Genomic DNA, 25,045 nt, shown 5'->3' on the forward strand with positions numbered 1-25,045 from the left:
TCGTCACGGTGCGTTGCCGTCGACGGGTCTCATCAGCGTGCCACCGGTTCGGCGGCCGTTCGGAAAACAGGGGAGAACAGCGCATGGGGTGGGTGTCGGCAGGCGACTACGAAGTCGCCCTGGAAGCGGGCAAGGTGGTCTGCCGCAACGGGAAGGGGCGGCGGCTGAAGTCCGTTCCGGCCAAGTTGAAGGACGACCCGGCGGTCGTGGGTCTGAGCCGGTTGACCGAGTGGACGGAGCGGCACGAACGCCGGTGCCTGACCGACGTCGAGCAGTGGATGGTGCGCTCGCTGCCCGTTCCCACGGCCGTGTTCGCCCGGGTCTGGCCCGACCCGGCATGGCAGGCGGCCCTGCGGGACGTGGTGGTCACCGGCGCGGACGGCGGGGTCGCCGGATTCCTGCGCGATGTCGATCCCGAGCGCGGTCTCGGCCTCGTCGACCTGGACGGCGACACGGTCCGCATCACCCCGGACGTGGTCAGCGTGTCCCACCCCGTGCTCCTCGAAGACCTCGACGAACTGCGGGAGTTCGCGGTCGAACTGGGGGTGCGCCAGAACGTGGAGCAGCTGTTCCGCGAGGTGTGGCGCCGCCCGCCGGGCCTCGCTCCTGAGACCACCTCCGTGGATACCTACGCAGGCGGCGTGTTCAAGGAACTGCGCTTCCTGCACGGCCGCGTCACTCAGCTCGGGTACCGGTCACGCGGGGGATACGCGGTCTGCCCCATGGTCGAGGACGGCGCCACCGCCGAGGCGCGCATCTGGATCGGCGAGCACGACGGATACGACGCATACGGCACCGAGACGGGCCCCCTGGGCTGGACCGACCCCGCGGGGCGCGCGCTGACGGCCGCCGAGGTCGGCCCCGTGGCGTGGTCGGAGGGCATGCGGATGGCGGCGGCGCTCTACGCCGGCCGTGACGTGGAGGACGAGGAGCGGGCGGCATGAGCATCACGACGACGAACACAGACGCCAACGCGGCGGCAGCGCACACGAACACGAGGACAGCGGACGCTTCGTTGCCTCCCGGCCAGGCCCGGGGCGAGAGCACCTCCGGCCCCGCCGCCGAGGCCCGCGCGAGGGCCCTGCTGGACGCGGGGGCGATACTCCCGGCCGGCACCACCGACCGGGACGACGCCGACGCGCTGACCGCCCGCACCTACACGCACACCGCCCTCGGCGACCGCCCCGTGGTCCGGCTCGTGCCCGGCACGCTCGGCGAAGCCGAGGACCTGGCCCTGGAGTTCCTCGGGCTGGCCCGGACCGCCGAGGCCCCCGTCGTGGGCCAGGTGCGCCGCGAGACGCTGGGCTTCCCGGCCTGGGCACTGGTCAACGACCCCGCCAACGGGCACCACGCCCTGGCCCTCGTCAAGGACATCGAGCGCCTCGGCCGGCAGGCCAGGAGCCGTGCCGGAGCGGCCAAGGAGGGCTTCGACGCACTCGGCACCCGACTCGGCCGGGCCGTGCCCCACTTCCTTCCCACCTACTACGAGCAGGTGGCACGCCTCTTCCTCCAGGCCGAGAACACCAGCTACGCCGCCTCCTTCTTCGGCAAGGCCCGTGAGGCCGAGCGGGTGCACGGGCTGGTCGTGGACGAGGAGCGGCAGCGGGCCGTCTTCCTGGAGTTCGCCCTCGTCGGAGCGCTGACCGTCAAGGCGCTCCGGCAGTACGTACAGGACTTGGTGGCCAGGCTCGCACCGGCGGACGCCTGGACACAGTTCCGCCGTCTGCTGGTCGAGCGCTGCGCGGCCGGCATGCCGCCGTACGCTGCGCTGCCGCAGGACGTACGCGCGCTGATCAAGACCGCCGGACTGGACCGCGAGGCCGCCGAACGTGAGCTGGTGGCCGACCTGATCGGCTCGCCGGGGGTCGTCCGCGCACCCGCCTCGTTCTGGGCGACCTACCGCTCCTCGCTCATCGACCTCGCCCGACGGGACGAGCTCGTGAGAACCCGGCTCCTCGGCTTCTTCCCGGAGACCTTCAGCGAGAGCGGCCGGAACGCGGAGGGCGAACCCGGCTGGCTCGCCCTGCTGGCCGAGTCCGGCGCCGAGGATCTGCTGACCGCTCTCCCGGACACCTCCGGCAACCCGGCTGCCGGCTCCGCCGCCCACTCCGTCTCCCCGGCGGACTGGCTCGCCCGCTGGGAGGCACACCGCGGGCGCAGCCAGGTCACCTCGGGCCGCTGCCCGGGGACCCTCGGCCTGGCCGCCCGGATGGCGGACCGGCTGCGCGCCGACGGGCACCCCGTCGAACTGTTCCAGGGCCGCTGGCAGCACACCGCCGACCTGGATCTTCTCGACCTCTGCCTGGCCTCCGGCGTCCCCGTCGCCGAGCCGGACGACCAGGACCCGGGCACCGCGAGGTCCCTCGGTGTCCCGATCGGTCCGTGGCTCATCGACACCACACCCGGGGCGCGGGATCTCACCGCCGTCGCCGAACACCCCGTCTTCCGCGACCTGCTGAGCCGGAACGTCGGGGGCCTCGGCGACGGACACGGCCAGCGGCTGAGCGACGCCGGCCTGGCGAGGATCGCGGCGCACCCGGTGCTCTCCGTCATCCTGCGCGAGTGGCTGACCGCCCGCGCCGAGGAGTACACGGCCGCGCGCGGGCTCCCCGGGCTGCGTGCCGCCCTCAACAGGCTCTCGGCGTTCCGTGCCGTGGTCGCGGACGTCGCCCCGGACGCCGTACGACTCCTCGACAGCCACGATGTCGTGCCGCTGCTCGCTTCCACCCTGCGCACCGGTCTCCTCGACGAACTGGGCTGGCCCGCGCTCGACGAGACCTACGCCGAACTGGCCGCCGAGGCCGGCGCCGCCGCGCGTCAGCAACGCCATCGGCGGGAGAGCGTCGGCGTCACCGGCGCCTGGCCCGCGCTGATCCTGAACACCCCCGAACGGGCCGTCGTCATCGGCCCGGAAGGCGTCCTGCTGCGACACACCCTGCGGATCCCCGCCGCCGTCGACCACTGGCGGACGATCGCCTTCCGTTACGTCGACGGCGAGTTGCTGGTCATCTGGTGGGAGGACGGCAAGCAGTGCGGCTACTGGTCGCACCGCCCCGCCGAGGTGTTCACCGTCGGCGGCGAGCAGATCCCCCGCTGGAGCGGCTCCGGCCCCACGGACGAGGTCTGCCTGCCGCTGCCCGGCGGCGGCCGCGCCACGGGCGGCAAGGCCCTGCACGCGGGAGACACCTCGCTCCCGCCCCGGCGCGCCGTCATCTCCGACGGCACAGGGCACTGGCGAGAGGGCCACCAGGGCACGCAGCGGGTGTGGCTGGAGTACGACCCGACCGGCGGCACGCACGGCCGCGCCTCGCTCCCCGCCTTCCTCCGCTCCGGGGTACGGGACGGCGCCCGGCTGCTCGCCGAGCACTGCCAGGTGCTGCCCCTCCAGCCCGGTCTGGAGACCACCCCGTTCGGCACGGACGGCACGGTCCTCGGCCGCTGGGTCCGCCGCACGGTCACCGGGACCGGCACGTCCGCGCCCGCCGACGGGCACCGCGTCATCGCCGGCACCCCCGACGGCCACACGGTCACCCTGCCGCACCCGCTGCCCGGTGGCGGCTCCCCGGTGCCGCTCGGCGCCCTCACCCTGCCCGGCGGGTCGAGGCCGGTCGTGGCCCTGAACCAGCGCTCCGTGGAAGCGCACCCGGCGGACACCGACGGCACCGGCGGCACCCTGTGGTCCATCACCCCCGACTCCTCCGGGGGGAACGACGCGGCGGGCACCCTCTACGTCCCTCCCGTCTCCTACTGGCACGCCCTGCGCCCGAGGGACGAGCGGGGCTCCCTGGCCCTGCGGAACCTGACGGACTCCCGGACGCAGGAGCTGTTCAACGAGGTCGCCGCCGCGGTCGCCCGGCACCTGGAGGCGTTCCGGGCTGTCGAGGAGTACACCGGCCCCTCCTCGCGGGAGCTGACCGAGGAGGCCGCCGCCCGGGTGCTGCCCGAGGTGTCCGACGCCCGGCTCCTCGCGGGCGTCACCGCGCTCGTCCGCACAGCGGTGGACCTGGCTGTCTCAGCCGCCCGGTATCTGGAACCGCCGGGGCCCGTACAGCCGGACACTCCCCGGAACACCGCGCGGACCAAGGGCATGTTCTTCGACCACGGGCCCGAGCACGGCGACGACTCGACGTTGCGGGATGCCTCCGCCTGGGGCTCCGAGCGGATGCACGGCAACTGGTGGGGAGGCGGGAACCGATGGACCGTGATCCGGCAGATCCTCGCCGTCAACCATGTTCTCGGCGGTGAGCCGGCCTTCGGCCCGCCCACGCCGTCGAAGGTCCCGTTCACCCCTGTGGACGGTTGGCAGCGGGACGAGTACACGGTGCCGGGCGACTCCCTCACCTGGATCTCCCTCCTCGACAAGTTGCCCGAACTGGCCTACCGGGCCGCCTCCGCGACCACCTCCACCGAGCACCGCACCGGGCTCCTCGTGCTGCTGGAAGCCCTCGCCGCGGGCCCGCTGGCCGACCCGGCGGGCACGGTCCGGCAGGTGGAGCTCGTCGAACCGCTCGGCGGAGTGACGCCCGGGCGGGGACGGCCCGAAGCCGTTCACCGCCTCGGCCAGGTGCTGCGCAGGGGCGCCCGCACGGTCGTGGTCCTCGCCGACCGCGGCCGGAACACCCGGGACGACGCGGCGTGCTGGCTCGCCCTGGACCACGACCCGACCGGTGCCTTCGGCCCCGTCCCCGGCTTCACCCTGGACCGTGAGCGTGTTCACCGGCAGGGCATCACCCGCGACCGGCTCACCCGGCTCACCGCCCGGGTACGGGAGCAGGGCCCGGCACTCTGGCGCCCGGACGCCGCAGAGGCGTTCCACACAGCCACCGGAATCGGACCGCTCCAGTCCGCGGCCCTGCTGTCGGCAGCCGTCCGGGAGCCCGGCGCCGAGGCGCTCGCGCTGCTCGGGGCGAAGGCACGTGCCTTCGAGGAGGCCGGGGCAAGGCTGGATGCCCTGCCCCGTGACGACCGGCACGCCCTGCTCCGAGCGCTGCTGCCCGAGGACCCGGCCGAGCTGTGGTCCACCGGCCCCGATGTCCGGGCCGCGGCCGAGGTCTGGCAGGAGCGCCTGGCCTCCCTCGTCCGCGTACCCGAGGAGCTGGACCTCGACCTCTCGGGCACCACCCCGGGCGACGTCGACCTGGTCCTCAACGCGGGCTCCCGGACCTGGCTCGCCCACGGCACCGCCGTCCAGGACGGCACCGGGCACCAGGGCCCGCGCGTGGCGGGCGCACGCGGTACGGTCTCCTCCGCCCTGACCGCCCTGCACACCCTCGCCTACACCCTGCCGTACGGGCACCCCCTGCGGGCGCACCTGCCCATCGGGCTCGCGGCCCTGCGCGGCCGCCTCGCCGACCCGGACCTGGTGCTGGACCTCGGCCTGCACTGGACAGATTCGGGGGGCCCGATCGGCGCCACGGTCCGGGCCGCCCACGGGCTCCCCGAGTCCGGTGGCGCCGACGGCGACGGACTGGTCCGGGCCGGCTCGGCGCTGCTCCTCGCCCCCGGCTACGGCGACAACGAGAAGCTGCTGATTCGCCCGGCCGGCCTGGCAGGCCCCGACGACCCGGCGTTCGGCCTTGTCGAGGGCACCATCCGCAGCCACGGCACCGGCGATCTCCTCGCCCTGCGCGCACTGCTGGGCGAGGAGACCGATCTGCTGGCCTCGGCGGGCGCCCCCGACGGCTCCCCGCACCACCCGGCCCAGGACCCGACACGGTCGGTGCCGCACCTGGTGGCCGATGCGGCCAACACCCTTGAGCTGAGCGCGGACACCGCCGCCCTCTACCTGATGCTGCTCGCCCTGCCCGACCCCACGGACCGCAACTGCGTCCGCTGGACCGAGTGGAAGCCGGCACGGATCAAGAGGGCCCGGGCGGAACTCGCCGCCACCGGCCTCGTCGTGGAGGCCAAGCGCTCCCGCGCCGGCCGCACCCTGTTCCTCCCCTGCGGCTGGCTGGAACGCGGCGCCCCGGGACTGCCTCTGGAGACCTGGAAGGAACGCCTGTACCCCGTGGCCGGGTCCACCCGGACCCTGCCTCACCTCCCCGTACCCGCGCTGTACACAACCGCTTGGGCACGGGTCCGCGACGGCGACGCCCCCGCCTTCGAGGAACTGGACACCCGCGCGACCCGGAAGGGCCGCCGCCGATGACGAACGACACCACGACCACCACGGGAAGCACCACCATGGACAGCACCACCTCGGACAGCACCACCACGGGCGTCATCCCCGGCCAGGCGCCGGCTCCCGGCCGGGAGCACCGTCAGATCACGCTCCCCGAGGACCGGTACGCCACCGAGCTGACCTTCCTGGCCGCCCACGACTCCGGTCCCCGGCCGCCCGGCTGGCTGCTGACGCCGCGCGCCGTCGTCACCTTCGTGACGGGCAGTGCGGGCGAGGCACTGGGCCTGCCGAAGGGCTCCGACCCCGGAGCCGGGGTGCCGCGCCGCCTGGTGATCGAGCAGAAGTTCGTCGGCGAACGAGCCCTGGTCGAACGGTGCGTGGTCACCCTCGCCGGAGAGCGCGGACTCCTCCTCGTGGGTGAACCAGGCACCGCCAAGTCCATGCTCTCCGAACTGCTGTCGGCGGCCGTCTGCGGGACCAGCGCCCTCACCGTGCAGGGCACCGCGGGCACCACCGAGGACCAGCTCAAGTACGGCTGGAACTACGCTCTGCTCCTTGCCCAGGGCCCCACCGAACAGGCCCTGGTGCCCTCCCCGGTACTCGCCGCCATGACCCGGGGGGCCGTCGCCCGCGTCGAGGAGGTCACCCGCTGCCTGCCGGAAGTCCAGGACGCTCTCGTGTCGCTGCTCTCCGAGCGGCGGATCGCGGTCCCCGAACTCGCGGGAAGCGACGGCGCCCAGGTACACGCGGCGCCCGGGTTCACGCTCATCGCCACCGCCAACCTGCGGGACAAGGGCGTCTCGGAGATGTCCGCCGCGCTGAAGCGGCGCTTCAACTTCGAGACCGTGGGCCCCATCGGGGACGTGGACGCCGAGATCGCGCTCGTACGGCGCCGGTCGCGGGCAGCCGTCGAACGTGTGGGCGCCGCCTACCAGGTGGACGACGCGGTCCTCGAAGCCCTGGTCACCGCCTTCCGGGACCTGCGCGAGGGCCGCTCCGCGGAGGGCTGGGAGGTCGAGCGCCCCTCCACGGTGATGAGCACGGCGGAGGCGGTCTCCGTAGCGGGCTCCCTGGGCCTGGCCGCCGCCTACTTCCCCGGCGACCGGGACGTGCTCTCCCTTCTGCCCGGACATCTGCTCGGTGTCGTCCGAAAGGACGACCCCGCCGACGCGGCACGGCTGCTGGGGTACTGGGACGGACCGGTGCGCAGGCGCGCCGAGCAGGGGTCGGCCACCTGGCGTGCCCTGTGGGACCTGCGCGCGGTGCTGGAGAACTGACGGATGAGCGAGTCGACCCTTCCCGAGACGCTGTCCACCGCGGTAGTGGTGCCCACAGCGGAGACGGTGCCCACCGCCGACCCGCCGGCCGCCTCCCCGGCACGGGGCCCGGCGGCAGGGCCCGCCACCACCCCGGTTTCCGGGCCCGCCACCGCGGCTTCCAAGCCCACCACCCCGGAAGCCGCGGTGGCGGCCCTCGCGGCGACCGGCCCGGGGTTGCCGTTCCTGATCGGGGTGCGCCATCACGCGCCCTCGCTGGCGGCCGCACTCCCGGTGCTGCTGGACGCGGCGGCCCCCGACGTCCTCCTCGTCGAACTGCCCGCCGAGTTCCAGCCCTGGCTGGGCTGGCTCGCCCACGAGGAGACCGAGGCACCGGTGGCGCTGGCCGCCGTGCCCGCCGACCTGCCCGGATCCGGTTCGGCAGGCGAACGGGGTCCTGCCTTCTACCCGTTCGCGGACTTCTCGCCGGAACTGGTCGCCCTCCGCTGGGCGTCGAGAAACGGAGTCCCGGCGGTGGCCTGCGATCTGCCACTGGCCGACCGGGCGTGGGCGCGGGGCGGCTCCGACCTATCCGCCCCGGTCCCCGGCGCCGACTCCGCCCCGGTGCCGGGGGAGGGGCTCGGGCTGTCCGCCGCGCTCCGGTCCCGGCTCACCGGCCGGGAGGGCGAGGACCTGTGGGACCGGCTGGTGGAGGCCCTCGCGCCCGGTTCGACACCCGAGGCGCTCCGCCGCGCCGCCCTGCTCACCGGCTGGGCGCTGCGCCACGAGGCGCAGGCGCGGGGCGGCGTGCACGGCACGGACCTGGTGCGCGAGGCGTGCATGCGCCGACATGTCGCCGAGGCCCTGGCGAGCGGGCGGCGGCCCGCCGTGGTCGTGGGAGCCTTCCACACCCCGGCGCTGCTGCCCTCCGCCGCCGCGGAGGGCCCCGCGCCCTACCCATCGGCGGCGCCGGAAAGGCCGGAAGCACCGGGAGAACCAGCAACGCCGGAAGCAGCGGCGGCGCCGGACCGGGCCCCCGCGCCCGAGCCGGTCGCGGACGGCCACCCGCACGGCATCGCGGGGACGACATCGTGCACGGTCTCCCTGGTCCCGTACACGTACCCGCTGCTCGACTCACGCTCCGGCTACCCGGCCGGCATCCGGGACCCGGAGTGGCAGCACACCGTCCTGGACGCCGCCGGGGACCCGGCGGCGCTGCACGAGGCGCTGATCCGCACCGCGGTCCGCGTCTGCGCCGCCCTGCGCGAACAGGGCCACCCCTACGGCCCGGCGGACGGCCGGGAGGTCGTCCGGGTGGCCGGTGACCTGGCCCGCCTGCGCGGCCTGCCCGCCCCCGGCCGCGGTGAACTCCTGGAAGCCGTACAGACGGTGCTCGGGCGCGGCGAGACCTACGGCACGGGCCGCGCCGTCGCCCGGGCCCTCGAACGCGTACTCGTCGGAGCCCGCACCGGGCGGCCCGCACCCGCCGTTCCTCGCAGTGGACTGGCCCCCGCCGTCGAGGCCGAGACCGCGGCGCTCACGCTCCCAGGGCCGAAGGACGCGCACGAGAAGACACCGCGCGACCTCAGGCTGGACCCGGCGCGCTCCCCCCTGGACCGACGCCGCGAACTGCTGCTGCGCAGGCTGACGGTGTGCGGCATCCCCTACGCGCGGGAGCAGGCGGTGGCCGGTGCGGCGGGCGGAGAAGGACTCACGACGCGCTGGCAGGTGCGGTGGACCCCGGCGACGGCCGCGATGCTCACCGCCGCCGGGGCCCGCGGCGTCACCCCGGCCCAGGCGGCCGAGGGCGTGCTGCGGCAGCGGCACGCGGCCGAGCGCGCGGAGGGCGGCCCGACGGCCGCCCAGGCCGTCGGCGGCCTCGCGGAGGCCGCCGAGTGCGGGCTCCCCGCCCTGGCCGACGAACGGCTGAGCGAACTCGCCGCCGTACTCCCCGCGAGCGGTACCCTTCCCGAACTCCTCGCCGGACTCGACCTGCTGGATCGCGTCGACGCCGGCCACCTGCCGGGCCTGGCCGCGCCCGACGGCTCCACGGCCCCGGACACCACCGCCCGTGCCGCCCGCACCGCGCACGCGGCCGAACTCCTGACCTCGGCCGCGGTACGCCAGGTCGACGGGCTGACCGGCGCCGAGGACCCCGAGGAGGCGCGAGCGCTGCTCGAACTGGCCCAGCGGGCCGACCGGGTGGGCGGCATCCGGCTCACCGACGCCCTCGCCCGGCTGGCCGCCGACGGCACCCCGTTGATCGCCGCCGCCGCCGGAGCGGTCAGGGTGCTCACGGGCCACGAAGAGGCGGGGGTCTTCGGGGGCCGCGTCGCCTCCTGGGTGGACGGAGCGGTGGACAGCACCTCCAGGTCCGCGCTCACCGCCCGCCTCACCGGCGTCCTGACGGTGGCGGGCCCCCTTCTGACCGTGGGCGCCGACGCTCTGGACCCGCTGCTGCACCGGGTCGTCGAGCTGGACGACACCGCGTTCCTGGCCCGGCTGCCGGCCCTGCGCGGTGGGTTCGACACCCTGAGCCCGGCCGCCCGGGACCGGCTGCTGGACACCGTCGAGGAGCGGCTCGGCGAACGGGTGGACACCCTCGACGCGGACGACCCGGCCGAGCTGGCCCGCCGGACGAGGGCCGACCTCGCGGCCCGCGAGCTCCTGACCGGCCTCGGCCTGCCCGTCCCACCACCCGCGCGGGACGACCGGATCGCACCGCCGCCCGGCCGCCCCACCGCGACGAGCCCCACCCCCGGACCCGATACCGAGGCTGCCACCGCACCCGACACCGCTCCCGTAGCCTCCGCCGAGGCCGCCCCCGCGCGGACCCTCGCGCCCGCCGACCGCTGGCGGCTCGTGCTCGGCCGACGTGCCGACCGACTGCCGTCCGGCGCCGCCCGCCTGGCGACCGCTCTGGACGAGCTCTACGGCGCGGGGCACGGCGAGGGATCCCGAGGCGGCCTGCCCGGTCGAGGCGGCGGCCGCGGACCGCGCGGCGGCCGGGAGCCGTCGTTCCCCGGCGTCCGCGAGTGGTCCGAGGAACTGGCGGCGCTGTTCGGCCCCGGCGTCCGTGAGGAGGTCCTCGCCGCCGCGGCCGTGACAGGACGGCAGGACGTCCTCGCCGAACTCGACCCGGCGGCCACCACCCCCTCCGTGGAACTGCTCCGGACGATCCTGCGGTACGCCGGCGGGCTCCCCGAAGCCCGCCTCGCGGCGCTCCGGCCCCTGGTCCGCCACCTGGTCGACGAACTGACCCGGCAGCTCGCCACCCGGCTGCGACCCGCCCTCACCGGCACGATGGCGGCCCGGCCCACCCGCCGCCCCGGCGGGGGGCTGGACCTGCCGCGCACGCTGCACGCCAACCTGGCCACCGCCCGCCGGACGGCCGACGGAACGATTCGGGTGATCCCGGAGAAGCCCGTGTTCCGCAGCCGCGCCCGCCGGTCGGCCGACTGGCGCCTGATCCTGGTCACCGACGTCTCCGGGTCCATGGAGTCGTCCACGATCTGGTCCGCGCTGACCGCCTCCGTGCTCGCCGGGGTGCCGGCCCTGAGCACCCACTTCCTGGCCTTCTCCACAGAGGTCGTCGACCTCACCGGCCATGTGCACGACCCGCTTTCCCTCCTGCTGGAGGTGAGCGTGGGCGGAGGCACGCACATCGCCGCCGGGCTGCGGCACGCCCGCGACCTGATCGTGGTGCCCAGCCGCACCCTCGTCGTCGTCATCAGCGACTTCGAGGAGGGCGCGCCGCTCGCCGGACTGCTGGCCGAAGTGCGGGCTCTGGTGACCACCGGCTGCCACGTCCTCGGGTGCGCGAGCCTCGACGACGCCGGCCGGCCCCGTTACTCGACGGGCGTCGCCGGGCAACTCGTGGCCGCCGGCATGCCCGTGGCGGCCCTCAGCCCACTCGAACTGGCCCGCTGGATAGGGGAGAAGACCGCATGAACGACGACCGGTTGCCACCCGTCGCGCCGGAGGTCACAGCCACGCTCGTGGAGGACCTCTCGCCCCGGCTGCGCAAGCGGCTGGACGCGGCGGTCACGAAGTTCGGCGCCCGTCCGAAGCGCCGCGACGGGGACACGGTGACGATCGAGGTCGACGACGAGACCGAGTTGCGCCTGCACGCCCCGGGCGGCGTGGTGGCGACGGTGGACGCCATCACCTGCGGCTGCCTTCTCGCCCCGGCATGCGTCCACCGCGCAGCCGCCGCCTGCGCCGCCCCCGCGGCGGACCCGCCGCCGGACCTCGCCGACCGGCCCACCGCGGCGGCCCCCGAACGCGGCTCCGTAACGGACCCAGCGCCCACCCCCGACTCCGCCTCCTCGCCCGAGGTGGCGAGCCCGGACCAGCGGGCCGCCGCCGACGCCCTGTGGTCGGCGGGCGCCGCCGTGCTGGAGGCCGGCGTCGACGGGGCCGGCGCCGTCACCCAGTCGGCCCTGCTCCGCGCCGCGCACACCGCCCGGCTCCGGCAGCTGCCGCGCGCCTCGGGAGCCGCGCTGTCCGTCGTCACGCTGCTGCGCGCGGCCCGCGCCGGTGACCCGTCCTACCGCACCGGCGACCTCGTTACGGCCCTGGCCGAACTCCTGGGCACCGCGCACCGGGTGGGGACGGCGTCCGGGGCGGAGCTGGCCGCCGTCCGAGGCCGCGCGCGCCGCCCGTACAGTCCGGACGGCTCGCTGCGCCTGTACGGCCTGTTCACCGAACCCGTGGTCACCGACTCGGGGCACGGCGGCGCCCGCACCTGGGTCGCCGGATCCGACGGCCGCCTCTTCACGGTCGGCGACGTGGCGCCCGGCGGCGTCGGGCGCGCCCTGGGAGTGGCCGACCGGGCTGTGCGCCTGGGAGACAGCGCGCTCACCCACCGGGAGCTGGGCCGGGCCGGCCTGGCGGTCTCGGGGGCGACGGTTTCGCCGGACGGCAGACTGGGCGCCGGGAAAGGCGTCAAGGCCGTCAGCGCCCGGGGTGCGGCGTGGACGGAGCCGCCGCTCGGTGCCCTGTGGGAGACGCCGCCGGCCGAGCAGGCCGCCCGCGCCCTGCGGTCCACCTCCCGCTACGCGGACCCGGACGGCGGCGGCAGTGACCTGCTCTTCCTGGACGTCGAACTCCTCGGTGCCGTAAGGGAGTCGGGCGGTTCCTGCCTCCTCGCGCTGTGCGAGGGAGGCCTTCCCGTCCGGCTGACCGTCGCCGACGACGACCCCGCGCTGGCCCACCGCGACAACGTGATGCTGCTGGCCACGGCGCCGGGGACACGCCTGAGAATCATCGGCCGCCTGGTGCCCGCCCCCCACCCCCGGCTCACCCTGCTCGCCTGCTCGCACCCCTCCGGCGAGGGCACCATCGACCTCGGCTTCGACCGCCTGCGCCGCGCCGACCTCCCGGACCCGACCGCCCCCCTGCGCCCCGCCCCGTCCCGGCCCGGAGGGTCCGGCGCGCACTCGCCCCTGTACCTCCTGGAGCGCAGGGTGGAACAGACGGTCCCGGCCGGCCGCGCGGCCCTCGGCCTGCTCGGCGACGTCACCACCGAGACCCGCCGGATCCGCCGCGCGGGTCTCCCCACGGCCGCCGGACTCCTCACCGCCCTGTGCGCCTCGGCGGCCAGACGCGATCGCGATCTGTTCGGCCGTCTGCTCCCCGCCGACACCGACGGCTTCGCCGCCCACTGGCTGGCCGCCGCCCGCTACACGGCCGCCGTGGCCGAGTCCCTGTGCTCGGCAGCCTGGGAACCGACGCGGGAGGGCGGTCGATAGGCGTTGCTCGTTCCGACCGTCCTGCCCGCCGGCCCCGAACCGGCACACGGCATCATGCAGGCATGATCACCATTCACCTGAGGTACGAGATCGACGCGGACAAACTCGAGGACTTCGAGGAGTACGGTCGCCGGTGGGTCCGGCTCGTCAACCGCTTCGGCGGAACGCACCACGGCTACTTCCTGCCGAGTGAGGGCGACAGCGACATCGCCTACGCCCTCTTCTCCTTTCCCGGCCTGGCCGCGTACGAGCAGTACCGCACGGACAGCATGTCCGACCCGGAATGCCAGGAAGCGTTTCAGCTGGCCCGTGACACCCGCTGCATCAAGCGGTACGAACGCCGCTTCCTCCGGCCGCTCGACGGCCTGTCCTAGCCCTTCCGGGAGGAGTACGTGAGCCAGGGCCTGGACCCGCACGGGCCGTCGAAGTCGAGGCCCTTCGCCCGGGAACGCCGTGCGAGCGCCTGGACATCGCGATCGAGCACCAGGTGCGCGACGTACCCCCAGCGGAACGTCCTGGCCCGCGCCGGGCAGCACGATCGGAACACGCTCCTCGGCGCCCAGAAAGCACTCGAATCTCACCTCCGGCGGCAGGACCCCGGCAACGGCGCCTGACGACCCACGTGCCGAACTTGGGACCCCTTCGAGCACCCGCTCGCCGCCCGATCACGTCCGTACGGGCCTGAGGTGGCGTGGGCGTCAGGCTGGTTGGCCCCGTGCGGCCCGCCGTGCTCTTCAACGGTAGGGCTTGGGCCAGGTCGCGCGACCCCCTTCGAGTGCCCATCGGTTGCCCGTGTTCAGGTGCAGATCCGGTCCGGGAGTCCGCCGGGCATGCCACGGCGTTCGTCCTGGGAGAGGTCACGGTCGACGACATCGCACAGGTGGCGTCTCCACAGGCCGGGATCGAGGCGGATCAGGTCCCCGCTGCCGTCGACGACCCGGACCAACGCCTTGCCGTCCCTGCTCGCGGCGACGAAATGCTGGTCCTCCGCGAAGTCGTAGGAGTCGAAGTGGCTGGGGTCGTCCGCCCGCTGGAAACGCACGGAGTTTCCGTTGGCCACGAAGAACTCGGTCCCGTGCCCGGTGAAGCCGAACTGGAACCCTTCCCCCCAGGACACGTCGTTCGCTCCCAGTGGCCCTAGCGGCCCCACCACTCTGTGAGCCTCCTGCCCCGGCCGCACCGACCACAGCTCCAGCATGGCCCCCTTCGTCTTCGCGGCCGCATACCGCCCACTGCTGTCGAGAAACGCGCGGTCGTTGTCCGGCGCGAGGCTGACATGCAGAGCCTTGTCCTCCTTGCCCGTGCGCAGATCGATGGCGTGCATGGTCGGGTAACCCCGGACCATGATCTGTACGTATCCCGGCTCGGGGCGCCTGTTCACCGCGAAGCCGGAGTCAACGGGCTTCGCGTCCGAGGTGTACAGGGGTGGGCTCTCCTTGGCGAGCCCGAGGTCACGCGCGTCCACCGGTTCTGAGAGCCGTAGGCCCTCCCTGGCGTTCCATCGCTCGATCCGGCTGCCGGACCGCGTAACGAGTTCGTTCTCTCTCGCGAAGAAGAGCGACAGCGGCTCCGGCTTCCCGTCCTTACTGACAGGGGGCCCGAGCGTGGTGATCTCCGCAACCTTGCGCAGGGACGGAAGACTTCGGACGAAGATCCTGTTGCGTCCCACCACGTCGGCTACCAGGGTCTCGGCCTCGTTCACCGCCAGTACCTCGCTGGGACTGGGGTCCTCAGGCGCGTCCGCTGTGGGCCGCCTCACCTCGTTCGTCACCTCGTCGGTTACCACGTCGTAGAGCACGAGCTTCTCAGCGGAGAGGCCGGAGAAGCCCCTGGCCCGGGTCACTTGGGCCACCTGGATACGGCCTTCGTCGATCAGCGCCGGGTTGCTGGCGACCATGTTGTACCCAGCGCCGCTTGGTTGTACGGAAAGTCCCCTTACTGTCGTGTCGTCCCAGGTGGTGACCACGGGATGGGCTGCGTCCCCGAGAAGCCGGTTGCCGAAATTCGCCGGCTTCGGCCCCAGCGCCTTCTTCTCTCCCCCGCCTTGTTGATTGTCACCGAGCACCCACTCGCTGCCGTAGACCGCGAAACGCTGCCCCGTCTCGTTCATGGAGACGCCGTCGCAGCTGTACGAATCGCTGGTATAGCGGTTCAGTACCCGTCCGTCACGCACGCGTACGAAACGGTACACAGCGTTGTCGGAGAAGCCGTCCTTGACAGGTTCCATCCGGCACCAGGCCAGGACCCCACCGTCGCCCGATACGCTGGCTGCGGGGGCGCTGTAGAAGTCGAGGGCGGGACTGAAGGTGCCTGTGCCGGTCGTCAGCTCGCGGATCCCGCCGGTGCCGGTGTTCACCGCCACGAACACGTACTTGTCGGCTTTGCGCCGCTGGGCCACGAGCGTCTCGCCGTCGGAGCCGAACCACACGGCCTCGAACGCGGGCAGCCCGGAGGGAAGTCCCTCATGCCGTCCCGTCCGCAGATCCCACAGCCGCAGGCGTCCGTCGCCGGCCACCGTGACCACCCGCCGGGCGTCCGGTGAGAAGTCCGCGGTGTGGAACTGATCGCTTCTGTACCCCTGTTCCTCAGCCCTGTCCATGAACTCACCGTTACGGATCGTGTGTGCCGGCCCCAGCAGTTCCGCCGTACTGTCCGCCTCCGGATCTAGGTCGTGCCATACCAGCGCGCCCGCTCCCGACGTATAGGCGATACGCCGCCCGTCCCTGCTGACCATGGGGCGGAAGGCCATCTCATGGAGACGAAGCCGCGTACTCATGACGCTCTTCCCGGCTCTGCGGACGAATAGTGACGCGCGCCCGAGCTGGGTCGTCGCCAGCGTCACCGTGCCGTCGGTGCTCATCGCCGTATCGACGATCTTCCCCTCGGTGCCGCTGAGTACCCAGTCGGCTCGCTTGAACTGGTCGTATCCGCGCAGCACGGCGTTGCGAGCCTCCTTCGTCGGCGCGATCTTGTAAGCCGCCACGGCGACGAGTGCGGCCTGTCCCGGATCACTCCTGTCCAGCTGGCCCGCGAGGACGGCCATGGCCCGGGAGCGTGCCTCCGCGTCCCGCTGTTCGCTGACCTGCCCCTGGTAGACGAGGAACGTACCGAGCCCGGCGATCACCGCGAGTACCACGGCGGTCGCGATCCACGCGGCGCGTAGCCGGTTCCGTCTCGCGCGGTGGCGCTGCCGGGTGAGTTCGAGGAAGTCCTTCTCGTCGGTGTTGAGTTCGTGTTCCCGGTCTTTCACATGGCGTTCCAGGCCCGCGAGTTGGAGCCCTCCGGGTAACAGCCCTGCCGCCTTGTCCCCGTCGGCCCACCGCTCACGCTCATGGGTGAGTTCCCACCGAGCCGCCAGGAACTCGCTGTCGGATCGCACCTGCTCCCGCAGGGCCGGCCATTCGGTGACCAGCGCCTCATGGGCCAGTTCGACGGACTCCGGCTCTCCCTGTCCGCCGTGGACGACGAGCAGTCGTCGCTCGGAGCCGGCGAGCCGGATGGCGATGTCCCATCGCTTGTCGCCCGCCTCCTGCCGGGTGAGCCTGCGGCGCAGCGGATCAGGGCTGCCGGGCAGTACTCGGACCAGCCCGGTGAGTAGCCGACTCGCCTCGCCGTCCTTCTGTTTCTCCTCGTCCGTGACGCACTCGTCCCAGGCCTGCGTGGCATGGCCTGCCAGCGCGCCGGAGACACCACCAGCCTCCTCGTACGTCGCCGTCCGGAGCCGACCGCCCTCCTTGCCGTTCCACAGCTTTTCCAGGACGAAACCGAGGAGCGGGAGGGCCCCCGCTTCGCTGCCGGCGTCATCCAGGATCCGTTCGACGAGCCCTGGTTCGTAGGTCATGGCGACGCCCGGGAGGTCACGCAGCGGTTTGGTGATCACATCCGTGAGCTGCTTGCGGGACATCGGAGTCAGCGGCAGGGTGTCTCCGCGCTGCAGCGCGGGACCGAGACTCGGGTGTCTGAGGGCGGCGTCGACGAGGTCGGCCCGGAGTGTAACGAGGACGCTGGGCGCGCCGACCGGACGGTTCTCCGGGAAGAGCGCATCAACCACCTGGGCGACCTCGGCGTCCTTGCCTGCGAGCAGGGCTTCGGCCTGGTCGAGTACGACGAGGAGTTTGCCGCCCGACTTCCCACGCAGGCGATGGAGGGTGTCCACGAGCCCCAGCCCCGTGAGCCACTGCTGTACGTCACCGGCGTTCCGCGCCCCGTGCCGTCCCGTGCTGTATGCCGCGTACAGCTCGGTGGCGAGCGCGGCCAGCGGCGAAGAGACCGGCCCGGCATCCACCACCAGGACGTCGTACCCTTCCTCGCGCATTCTGGGCACCACACCGGCCAGCGCCAGCGACGACTTGCCCGAGCCCGACGGCCCGAACAGGGTGACACTGGGACGCCCGCCCAACAGGGCTCTCGTCACCTTCGTCTTTTCGCGTTCACGGCCGAAGTAGACGTCCACGTCGGATTCTTGAAAGGCCCTCAGGCTACGGAAGGGCGACGGCGGTTCCACGGTCTTCTCGAGTTCGGGGATAAGCCTCAGCACCGTGCTCGCGCGGATCACGAACGTCTGCTGGGCCTCGTTGGCACCCCGCTGGGTTACCGCGACGAGGCCCACGACCGCGCGGCCGTGGGAATCCCAGACCGGGCTGCCACTGAAGCCTTCCTCGATGTAGGGCCTGGTCTCATCGGTCCGGGAGAGCTGTCGCCAGCCCTCCTCCGTCGGGCCGCCGAGGACTCCCCAATACCAGGATCCACCCGGCCGTGGCCCCGTGAATCCGACGATGCCGACTCTCTTGTCCCAGGCGGTCGCGGGCTCGGCCAGGGCCAGCGGACGGCCGCCCGGTATGGCGCCCCGTACACGCAGGACCGCGACATCCCCGGTGCGGTCGTCCTTTTCCTCGACGCAGTACTCGACCTCGGCGGTCCAAGAACGTCCCGCCAGGTTCGCGTCCAGCGGCAGGTCCAGCGTGACCGTGGTCCCGGCAGCCACTTTTGCCGTGCTGCATTCCTCCCCCGAGGCGTACGCCACCACATGCGCGCATGTCAGCACCACATCCGGTGCCAGGAGGAAACCCGTTCCCACGGGCTCACCGCTCTGTCCCTTGATCCGGACAACCGACGAGACCAGCGCCTCATCAGGCTCCTGCGGCTCCGGCTCCACCCCTGTCACATGGCCTCCGCTTCATCACGGCCCGACAATCCCCAACGGTTCAACTTCGCACGAATTATTGACCGTTGTCTCAGGATCGTCTTTCCTGTTCCATGTGAGGGTCACAGAAAAGTTCGCCGCAGTGGCGGAGCTCGCGATGACCACATCGGCCTCGGCCGACAGCGACACCCCGAACTCCAGGGTGATCTCATCAGGCGCGTTGGCCAGCCCCCGGAACCGTCCGACGAAGCTCTCCGCGACGGGCCGTACGGTGTCCAGCATCTCGCCGAACGATCTCTGGGCCCGCGTCACGGAACGGCCGCCGCGCCCCACCCGTACCAAAGATTCGTCCACCTCACGGATCTGCACCCGTATGGTCTCTTCGCCACCGTCACGGAGGGGCACCTCAACCGTGTGGACAGGGCGTTCACTCACTGCGTCCTCCAGAGCTCGGAAGCTGGAGAGTGTAACGAATCCCGCGCACGGTTCGCCGGTGGAAATCGTCGCCATAATCCCGCTTCGCGTTCCAGTTGCTCACTCATGACATGTGAACGTGGTGAAGCCCCACCCGAGTCGTATGCGGCCGGTGTGGCCGGTGTGGCGGGACACCCTGCCCCACCAACCCGAACCTCGATCCACCGCGTGATCTCTGATCACCCGGTGTGATGGGTTGTGGGTGGATTTCCGGTTTCGGGCAGGGCGGTCTTCCGGACGGCCGTTCCGGTGGTGGGTTCTCCGACGTCGTCCAGGTCGTGGGTGGGCGGTGGGGGTTCGGCGGGTCGGGTCTGCGTCCGCTGGCCGGTGGCTGTCCACAGGGCAGTGAAGTCGTCTGCGCAGCGACAGCGTTGGGGAAGGCCCGGCACCACGCGTGGTGCCGGGCCGGGCGATGCGGGCCGGGACGTTGAAGGGGTGGTGGCGGAGTCCGCGCGGACGATGACCATGGCGGTGATGCCCATGGCCCGCACTGTGGCCAGGGTTTCACGCAGCAGGGAGGCAGCACCCTTGGATGAGATTCGGCTCGCCGGAAGCGGCGAACACCCGCGCCGGGGTGGTGAACAATCTCACTGCGGAGGTGCCTTGCTGATCGTGCCCGATGTGAGCCTGGAGAACTCTCATTATCGCGGTTCACAAGGCACTTCTTTCCCCACTGGTCCCACCGGCGGTGCCGTCGACGCCGGCACCGAGCCCGCACCGGTCATGACCGACGACGTGGCACACAGCACCCGAACCTGTCCGAACATCAGGGCAGAGACCGTTGCGGTACTAGCCGCCGTAGTCGTCGTGATGGCGGACCCAGTCCATGGTCCCGGCCTCCTCCTGGCGGCCGAGGGGGGTCAGGTCCAGGTAGTTGAAGGTGCCGTTGAGGAGATCGGTGCCACGCGAGTACGTGGAGTAGGTGTGAAACACGCGGTCGTCCTCGCGGAGGAAGACGCTCAAGCCATGCTGCTCGCCGCTCAGGGCCCAGGATCCGATTCCGGCCTCCCTCAGTTCATCCTCCGTGCGGAAGTTGAAGAGAACGGGCCTCACGGATTCATCCATGGTGACGTGGAAATCGTAGTTGAACGACGTCCCGTGGGAGGAGAACCAGGGGAAGGTCCACTCCATGCGTTCACGGAACTTCGTGATGTTCGCGAGAGGCGCGCGCGAGACCGCGGCGAACGATGTCCGGGCCGCGTGCAGGTGCGCCAGGTGGCCGATGTTGTCGGCGAGGAGCGAACACCCGGTACAGCCGGCCTCCCAGTCGGGTGCCAGCATGAAGTGGTAGACGATGAGCTGACTGCGGCCGTCGAACAGGTCGACGAGGCTTGCCGTGCCGTCCGGGCCGTCGAAGACGTAGGGTTCGGTGACCTCGACCATCGGCAGGGCCCGGCGCCGTGCGCTGAGCGCGTCCCGATCCCGGTCGAACTGCTTCTCACGTGCCAGGAGTTCCTTCCGGGCCGCCAACCATTCTTCTCTCGACACAATCGCCGGACTGTTCATTTTCGGTCCTCGCTGTCGTCGTACATTTCCACCGGCCGGAACGTTACGTGAGGAGGCGGGCGCTCTGTCTGCCGTAGTGCTCGTTCATGGCCTGTACCACCGTCCCGAGCACTTCGGCAGGGTGGCGGAACCCTTGCGGACCGCGGGAATCGAGGTCGTCGTCCCCGAGCTCCACCGGGGCTCGCTGTCCGCCGACACCTCGGCGGTCCAGGCCGTTGTCGACTCACTGGCGGAGCCTCCGCTCGTGCTCGGCCACTCCTACGGCGGGTCGGTGATCACCGGAGTGCGCGGAGCGGGACATCTGGTCTATCTGACGGCCTTCGTGCCGGACGCCGGCGAAAGTGCGGCCATCCTGGGCGGGGCGTCACCGCGGAAACAGGGGCCGCCGGAGGCAGCGACCCGGCAACGGCCACGGGCTGACGACGAGGAGGACCCGACAGTTGAACGGCGGGGGCCGGACCGTCTCCGATCCGGCCCCCGCCGGGCACTCACCCGCTGGGCGCGGCCGTTCAGACGGTTCCGCCGACACCGCCGCCGGCGCCGGCCGCGGCCTTGATCCCACGGGTGATCTCGTCGAGGACGGACAGCTTCGGCGCGTCCTTGTTGACGTCGAATCCCGACCGGACCACGACGAGCATGTCCTTGGAGGCCGGGGAGGGGAACACCAGCGATTCCACGTAGCCGTCGTCGCCCTTCTCCGTCACCACCTTCCAGCGCACGACATAGCCCTTGCCGCCTGCCACCGTGACCGCCTCGGACTTCAGCTCCTCGTGCGAGGAGATCTTTCCGTAGCTCTTACCGCCGTAGGACTCCTGGGCGTTGAGGGTGATGTCCTTCTTGGCCGCCTCCTCAGGCGTCCCCGCGGTGAGCTTCATGGCAGCCGCCGGAGCGGAGAACACTCCGCCGCGCACGCAGGTCTCGGCAGTGTCGCCGGGGCACGCGTGCTCACCCGTCGTCAGTCCGGCGCCGACCGCCCCGGACGTTCCCTTCCACCCCTTGGGCACCGGAAGACTGACCCCGGCGGCCAGGTCCGTGGCGAAACCCGGCTCGGTCGGCGGGAGCTGGTCACCGGGACCCTGACGGTCGCCGTTCCCCTCGCCGCCCTCTTCGCCGTCCTTCTCTTCTCCGTCCGGAGCGCCCGGCGGATCAGGGACGGCGGACGGCGAGGAGGCCGCCGTGTCCGGCCGGCCGGCGCCGTCCTCGCCCAGCAGATACACGCCGCCCCCGATGGCGGCGAGCACCACCGCGCCCACCGTCACACCGACGCCGACGCGGATCCCGCGGCGGCGCGCCGCGCCGGGCGACGCGCGGACATGGCCGGTCCACTGCGCTCCGTCCCACCAGCGTTCCTGAGCGGGGCCATTGCCTGAGTACCCGGGGTCTGGATGCCAGCCGGGCGGGGTCATCTGGGTCACGGGGGCACCCTATGCGGACCGGGTGAGAATCACATGAACTGCCCGCGCCCCCGATCGCGTGGGGTCAGGGTTCGATCAGCCCGGCGCGGATCGCGTAGCGGGTGAGTTCCAGGCGGTCGCGCAGGCCGAGCTTCTGGAGCAGGTTGGCGCGGTGCCGCTCCACGGTCTTGACGCTGATGACGAGCAGCTCGGCGATCTCCTTGGACGAGTGGCCCTCGGCGACCAGCTTGAGGATCTCCTCCTCGCGCTCCGTGATGGCTCGCGCCGGCAGGTCCTCGCCGTCCCTGGCCCGGTCGAGGAAGTTGCGGATGAGCGCGGTCACCGCGCCCGGGTAGAGGAACGGCTCGTCGCGCATCGCCGCCCGGCAGGCCTCCACCAGGTCCCGGTCCGCGACCGACTTGAGGACGTAACCTGCCGCCCCTGCCTTCAACGCCTCGAAGAAGTACTGCTCGTTGTCGTACATCGTGAGCATCAGGATGCGCAGTCCGGGCATGACCCGGGACAGCTCGCGCGCCGCCTGGAGGCCGGTCAGGCGGGGCATAGCGATGTCCAGGATGACCAGGTCGGGCCGTTCGGCACGGGCCATCTCGATGGCCTCGGCGCCGTCGCCCGCCTCGGCGACGACCGTCAGGTCCGGTTCGCCGTCGAGGATCAGCCGGACGCCGCGACGCACGAGGGCGTGGTCGTCCGCCAGCAGGATGCGCGTCGGAGCGGTCGCGCCCCTGAAGGGCGTGACGATGGACGGCGAGGTGGGCATGGTCACTTGCTTCCGTTCGGGACGGGCACATCGAGACGTACTTCGGTGCCGCCCTGCGGTCCGGGACCGAGGAAGACCTCGGCGCCGATCAGCAGAGCGCGTTCGCGCATACCGCGCAGGCCGGCCCCCTCCGGGGCGTCCCCGAGGCCGCGGCCGTCGTCGCGGACGCGCAGTTCCACTCCGCCGGGGCCGCGCCCCAGCGAGAGTTCGATCCGGGTGGCGCGGGCGTGCCGGACCGTGTTGGTGAGTGCTTCCTGCGCGATCCGGTAGACGACCAGTTCGGCCTCGGCGCCCAACTCGGGCAGATCCTTTCCCATCCGGCGGCGGATCGTCAGCCCGTCCGGCGTCGGGGTCTCGTTGATCAGCGCCGTCAGCGCGCTCACCAGGCCCAGTTCCTCCAGCACCCCGGGCCGCAGCCGGCGCGCGATCCGGCGGATCTCGTCGAGCGACCCCCGGGTGATCTCCTGGACCTGGCGCAGCTCCCCGCGCAGCGGCTTCGGGGCGTGGTCGGCGACCCGCTTCAGTTCCAGCAGAACCGCGGTCAGCGTCTGCCCGACCTCGTCGTGCAGTTCCTGCGCCACGCGGCGGCGCTCGGCCTCCTGCGCGGAGAGCGCGCGGGCGCTGCTGGTGGCCCGCTCGGCCTCCAGCCGGTCCAGCATCGTGTTGAACGTCTCGATCAGCGCGGCGATCTCACCATGCCCCGCGACCTCGGGGCGGGGGCTCGGACGCAGCAGATCGGTGGTCGTCATCGCGCGAGTGACCCGCTGGAGCGGGAAGAGACCGAGCCGGAGCAGGGCGGCGTTGGCCGCGAGCATGAAGGCGATGCCGCCGGTCAGGATCATGGCCTCGGTCAGCAGGACCGGGGTGGAGATGGTGATCGGCCCGAGCAGCAGCAGGGCGCCGGCCGCTACCAGCACGGCGGCGTTGAGCAGGAAGATCCGCCAGAACAGGGACAAGATCGAACGGCTCCTTCGGAGGGCGGTGGTGCGGACGCGCTGACAGCCGCGGTGACAGCCTCCACTATCGCCGCTGTGCGGGAGGACGGCCGCCGCCGCCCGGACCCGCCTCTCCGACACCCCCGCGCGCCCGGTCTGCATGGTGCGCACCCGCGGATATGGGTGCTGTCCCCGATGGTCTGCGGAGGCTTCCCCCGGCGACCATGAGGCCAGGGCCCCAGGGCCCCAGGGCCCCTGCTCCGTGCCGCCTGCCGCACCGCGGGGGTCGGGCCGTTCAGGAGCCGAGAGGATTTCCGTGCCGGGAGGGAGACACCATGCCCACGTACGACAAGCGGCTGCGTGATCTGGAGGAGCGGCTGCGTCACGACGATCCCGGGTTCGCCGAGGCGATGTCCGGCGGTACCCCGCGCACCCCGCGCGAGTACCGCCGCCGCAACGCCTGGCTGTGGCTCGCTGTCGGGCTCGCCGCACTGGGCACCGGCATCGCCATGGGCCACGGTCTCCTGATCGCCGCCGGCCTGGTCGTGTCCGGAGCGGCGGCCCAGCTCTTCGACCCGCAGCGCGGACGCCTGCACGGTCGGGACATCCCCAGCACCCGTTGACCCGCACCCCGTCCTCCTGGCAGTGCCCGTATGCAGTGCCCGTATGCACTGCCCGCCGCCGCCCCCTTCCGGCAGGCGTCGAGGCCTCGTCCGTACCGCCGGGCGGGGCCTTCGCGCGTACGCAGGAGAGGCAGGGGAGGCAGGGGAGGAGTGATGTCCGTGCGGCCGGACCGCACGCTCCGAGGTCGGTCAACACTCTGAGGTCCGACCACATGCCCGGTGTGACATAGGCTGCATGCCCTGATCCGGCCGAGGCAGGGAGTGGCGGATGCCCGTCGAATGGCAGCCCGTGCGGCAGTCCCGCACCCATGAGCTCGTGCTCCGTAGCATTGAGGAACGGGTCTTCGCCGGAGAGCTCCGCGCCGGTGACCGGCTGCCGCCCGAACGGGAACTGGCTCCGGTGCTCGGCGTCAGCCGCTCCGCCCTGCGCGAGGCGCTCCGAGTGCTGGAGACCATCGGCGTCCTGGTGGCCCAGCCCGGCCGGGGACCCGATGCCGGGGCCCGCATCGTGCGCAACCCGGACGACGCCCTGGGCCGACTGCTCCGTCTTCACTTCGCCCTCGGAAGTTACAGCCTCCAGGACGTTCTGGAGGCCCGGGTGGTCCTGGAGCGGTCCAGCTTCGAGGCCGCCGCCCGCCACGGACCGCCCGAGGACCTCGACGAGGCGGAGAAGCTGGTGGCGGGCATGGCGGAGCCGGGCATCGAAGTGAGCGGATTCAACGATCTGGACACCCGCTTCCATGTGCTCATCGCCCGCAGCTCCGGCAACGCCCTGACGTCCACGCTCACCTCCGCCGTACGCGAGTCCGTGCGGCCGTTGATCCTGCGCGCCCTGGAGGCCGCCGAGGACTGGCCGACCACTGCTCGCGCCCTCAACGCCGAGCACGTGGCCCTTCTGGCGCTCGTACGGGAAGGGCGGGGCGGAGAAGCCGCGGACCTGGTGGAGCGGCATATCCGGGGGCTGCACGGGACGCTGGTGGAGGGCCCCATCGTGCCGTAGGCGTCCGAACGGGCGCCCGGTCAGGCCTCCGTGCGGCACGCAACGCCGGGCGTGGCGCG

Annotated in this window: 14 protein-coding genes and 1 pseudogene; 9 read left to right on the plus strand and 6 right to left on the minus strand. The window is 72.6% G+C overall.

Going from position 1 to position 25,045, the window contains the following annotated elements:
- Positions 1 to 83 precede the first annotated feature (83 nt).
- From ACZ60Q_RS10775 to ACZ60Q_RS10800, 6 genes are all read left to right on the plus strand, one after another.
- Positions 84 to 944 carry a DUF4132 domain-containing protein gene (locus tag ACZ60Q_RS10775; protein WP_469631471.1) on the plus strand — a complete coding sequence of 287 codons (861 nt, stop codon included), beginning with the start codon at positions 84 to 86 and terminating at the stop codon, positions 942 to 944.
- The gene (locus tag ACZ60Q_RS10780; RefSeq protein WP_469631474.1) at positions 941 to 6,151 is read left to right on the plus strand and encodes a hypothetical protein; all 5,211 of its coding nucleotides are present in this window, start codon (positions 941 to 943) and stop codon (positions 6,149 to 6,151) included. Before ACZ60Q_RS10775 ends, ACZ60Q_RS10780 begins: the two co-directional genes overlap by 4 nt.
- Positions 6,148 to 7,401, plus strand: a complete 1,254-nt coding sequence (locus ACZ60Q_RS10785) for an ATP-binding protein (protein ID WP_469631476.1) — start codon at positions 6,148 to 6,150, stop codon at positions 7,399 to 7,401. Before ACZ60Q_RS10780 ends, ACZ60Q_RS10785 begins: the two co-directional genes overlap by 4 nt.
- 3 nt (positions 7,402 to 7,404) lie before the next feature.
- Positions 7,405 to 11,331, plus strand: a complete 3,927-nt coding sequence (locus ACZ60Q_RS10790; RefSeq protein WP_469631479.1) for a vWA domain-containing protein — start codon at positions 7,405 to 7,407, stop codon at positions 11,329 to 11,331.
- Positions 11,328 to 13,133 (plus strand): hypothetical protein, encoded by a 1,806-nt coding sequence (locus ACZ60Q_RS10795; RefSeq protein WP_469631482.1) that lies wholly within the window; start codon positions 11,328 to 11,330, stop codon positions 13,131 to 13,133. The genes ACZ60Q_RS10790 and ACZ60Q_RS10795 overlap by 4 nt, the downstream gene beginning before the upstream one ends.
- 62 nt (positions 13,134 to 13,195) lie before the next feature.
- Positions 13,196 to 13,507: an NIPSNAP family protein gene (locus tag ACZ60Q_RS10800; RefSeq protein ID WP_469631484.1), complete on the plus strand. Its 312-nt coding sequence runs from the start codon at positions 13,196 to 13,198 to the stop codon at positions 13,505 to 13,507.
- 422 nt (positions 13,508 to 13,929) lie between these two features.
- Here ACZ60Q_RS10800 and ACZ60Q_RS10805 read toward each other — a convergent pair whose 3' ends face one another.
- The 3 genes from ACZ60Q_RS10805 to ACZ60Q_RS10815 all read right to left on the minus strand — a co-directional run bounded on the left by ACZ60Q_RS10805 (position 13,930) and on the right by ACZ60Q_RS10815 (position 20,256).
- Positions 13,930 to 18,297, minus strand: coding sequence for an nSTAND1 domain-containing NTPase (locus ACZ60Q_RS10805; RefSeq protein WP_469631486.1), 4,368 nt, complete (start codon positions 18,295 to 18,297; stop codon positions 13,930 to 13,932).
- 15 nt (positions 18,298 to 18,312) lie between these two features.
- The gene (locus ACZ60Q_RS10810; protein ID WP_469631489.1) at positions 18,313 to 18,645 is read right to left on the minus strand and encodes a CU044_2847 family protein; all 333 of its coding nucleotides are present in this window, start codon (positions 18,643 to 18,645) and stop codon (positions 18,313 to 18,315) included.
- Between the two features lie 894 nt (positions 18,646 to 19,539).
- The gene (locus ACZ60Q_RS10815; RefSeq protein WP_469631493.1) at positions 19,540 to 20,256 is read right to left on the minus strand and encodes a DUF899 domain-containing protein; all 717 of its coding nucleotides are present in this window, start codon (positions 20,254 to 20,256) and stop codon (positions 19,540 to 19,542) included.
- A 64-nt stretch (positions 20,257 to 20,320) separates the two neighbouring features.
- On the opposite strand from ACZ60Q_RS10815, the pseudogene ACZ60Q_RS10820 reads away from it, so the two are divergent.
- Positions 20,321 to 20,758: pseudogene (locus tag ACZ60Q_RS10820) on the plus strand (alpha/beta fold hydrolase); the annotation flags it as partial.
- 7 nt (positions 20,759 to 20,765) lie between these two features.
- On the opposite strand, the gene ACZ60Q_RS10825 reads toward ACZ60Q_RS10820, so the two are convergent.
- The 3 genes from ACZ60Q_RS10825 to ACZ60Q_RS10835 all read right to left on the minus strand — a co-directional run bounded on the left by ACZ60Q_RS10825 (position 20,766) and on the right by ACZ60Q_RS10835 (position 23,384).
- The gene (locus ACZ60Q_RS10825) at positions 20,766 to 21,662 is read right to left on the minus strand and encodes a DUF2510 domain-containing protein (RefSeq protein ID WP_469632715.1); all 897 of its coding nucleotides are present in this window, start codon (positions 21,660 to 21,662) and stop codon (positions 20,766 to 20,768) included.
- 73 nt (positions 21,663 to 21,735) lie between these two features.
- Positions 21,736 to 22,428 (minus strand): response regulator, encoded by a 693-nt coding sequence (locus ACZ60Q_RS10830; protein WP_469631495.1) that lies wholly within the window; start codon positions 22,426 to 22,428, stop codon positions 21,736 to 21,738.
- A 2-nt stretch (positions 22,429 to 22,430) separates the two neighbouring features.
- Positions 22,431 to 23,384 (minus strand): HAMP domain-containing sensor histidine kinase, encoded by a 954-nt coding sequence (locus ACZ60Q_RS10835; RefSeq protein ID WP_469631498.1) that lies wholly within the window; start codon positions 23,382 to 23,384, stop codon positions 22,431 to 22,433.
- 314 nt (positions 23,385 to 23,698) lie between these two features.
- On the opposite strand from ACZ60Q_RS10835, the gene ACZ60Q_RS10840 reads away from it, so the two are divergent.
- Positions 23,699 to 23,986, plus strand: coding sequence for a DUF3040 domain-containing protein (locus ACZ60Q_RS10840; protein ID WP_469631501.1), 288 nt, complete (start codon positions 23,699 to 23,701; stop codon positions 23,984 to 23,986).
- Positions 23,987 to 24,254: 268 nt separating this feature from the next.
- Positions 24,255 to 24,986, plus strand: coding sequence for a FadR/GntR family transcriptional regulator (locus tag ACZ60Q_RS10845; protein WP_469631504.1), 732 nt, complete (start codon positions 24,255 to 24,257; stop codon positions 24,984 to 24,986).
- Positions 24,987 to 25,045: the final 59 nt, after the last annotated feature.

The sequence above is a fragment of the Streptomyces sp. NPDC104313 genome (genome assembly GCF_055583985.1).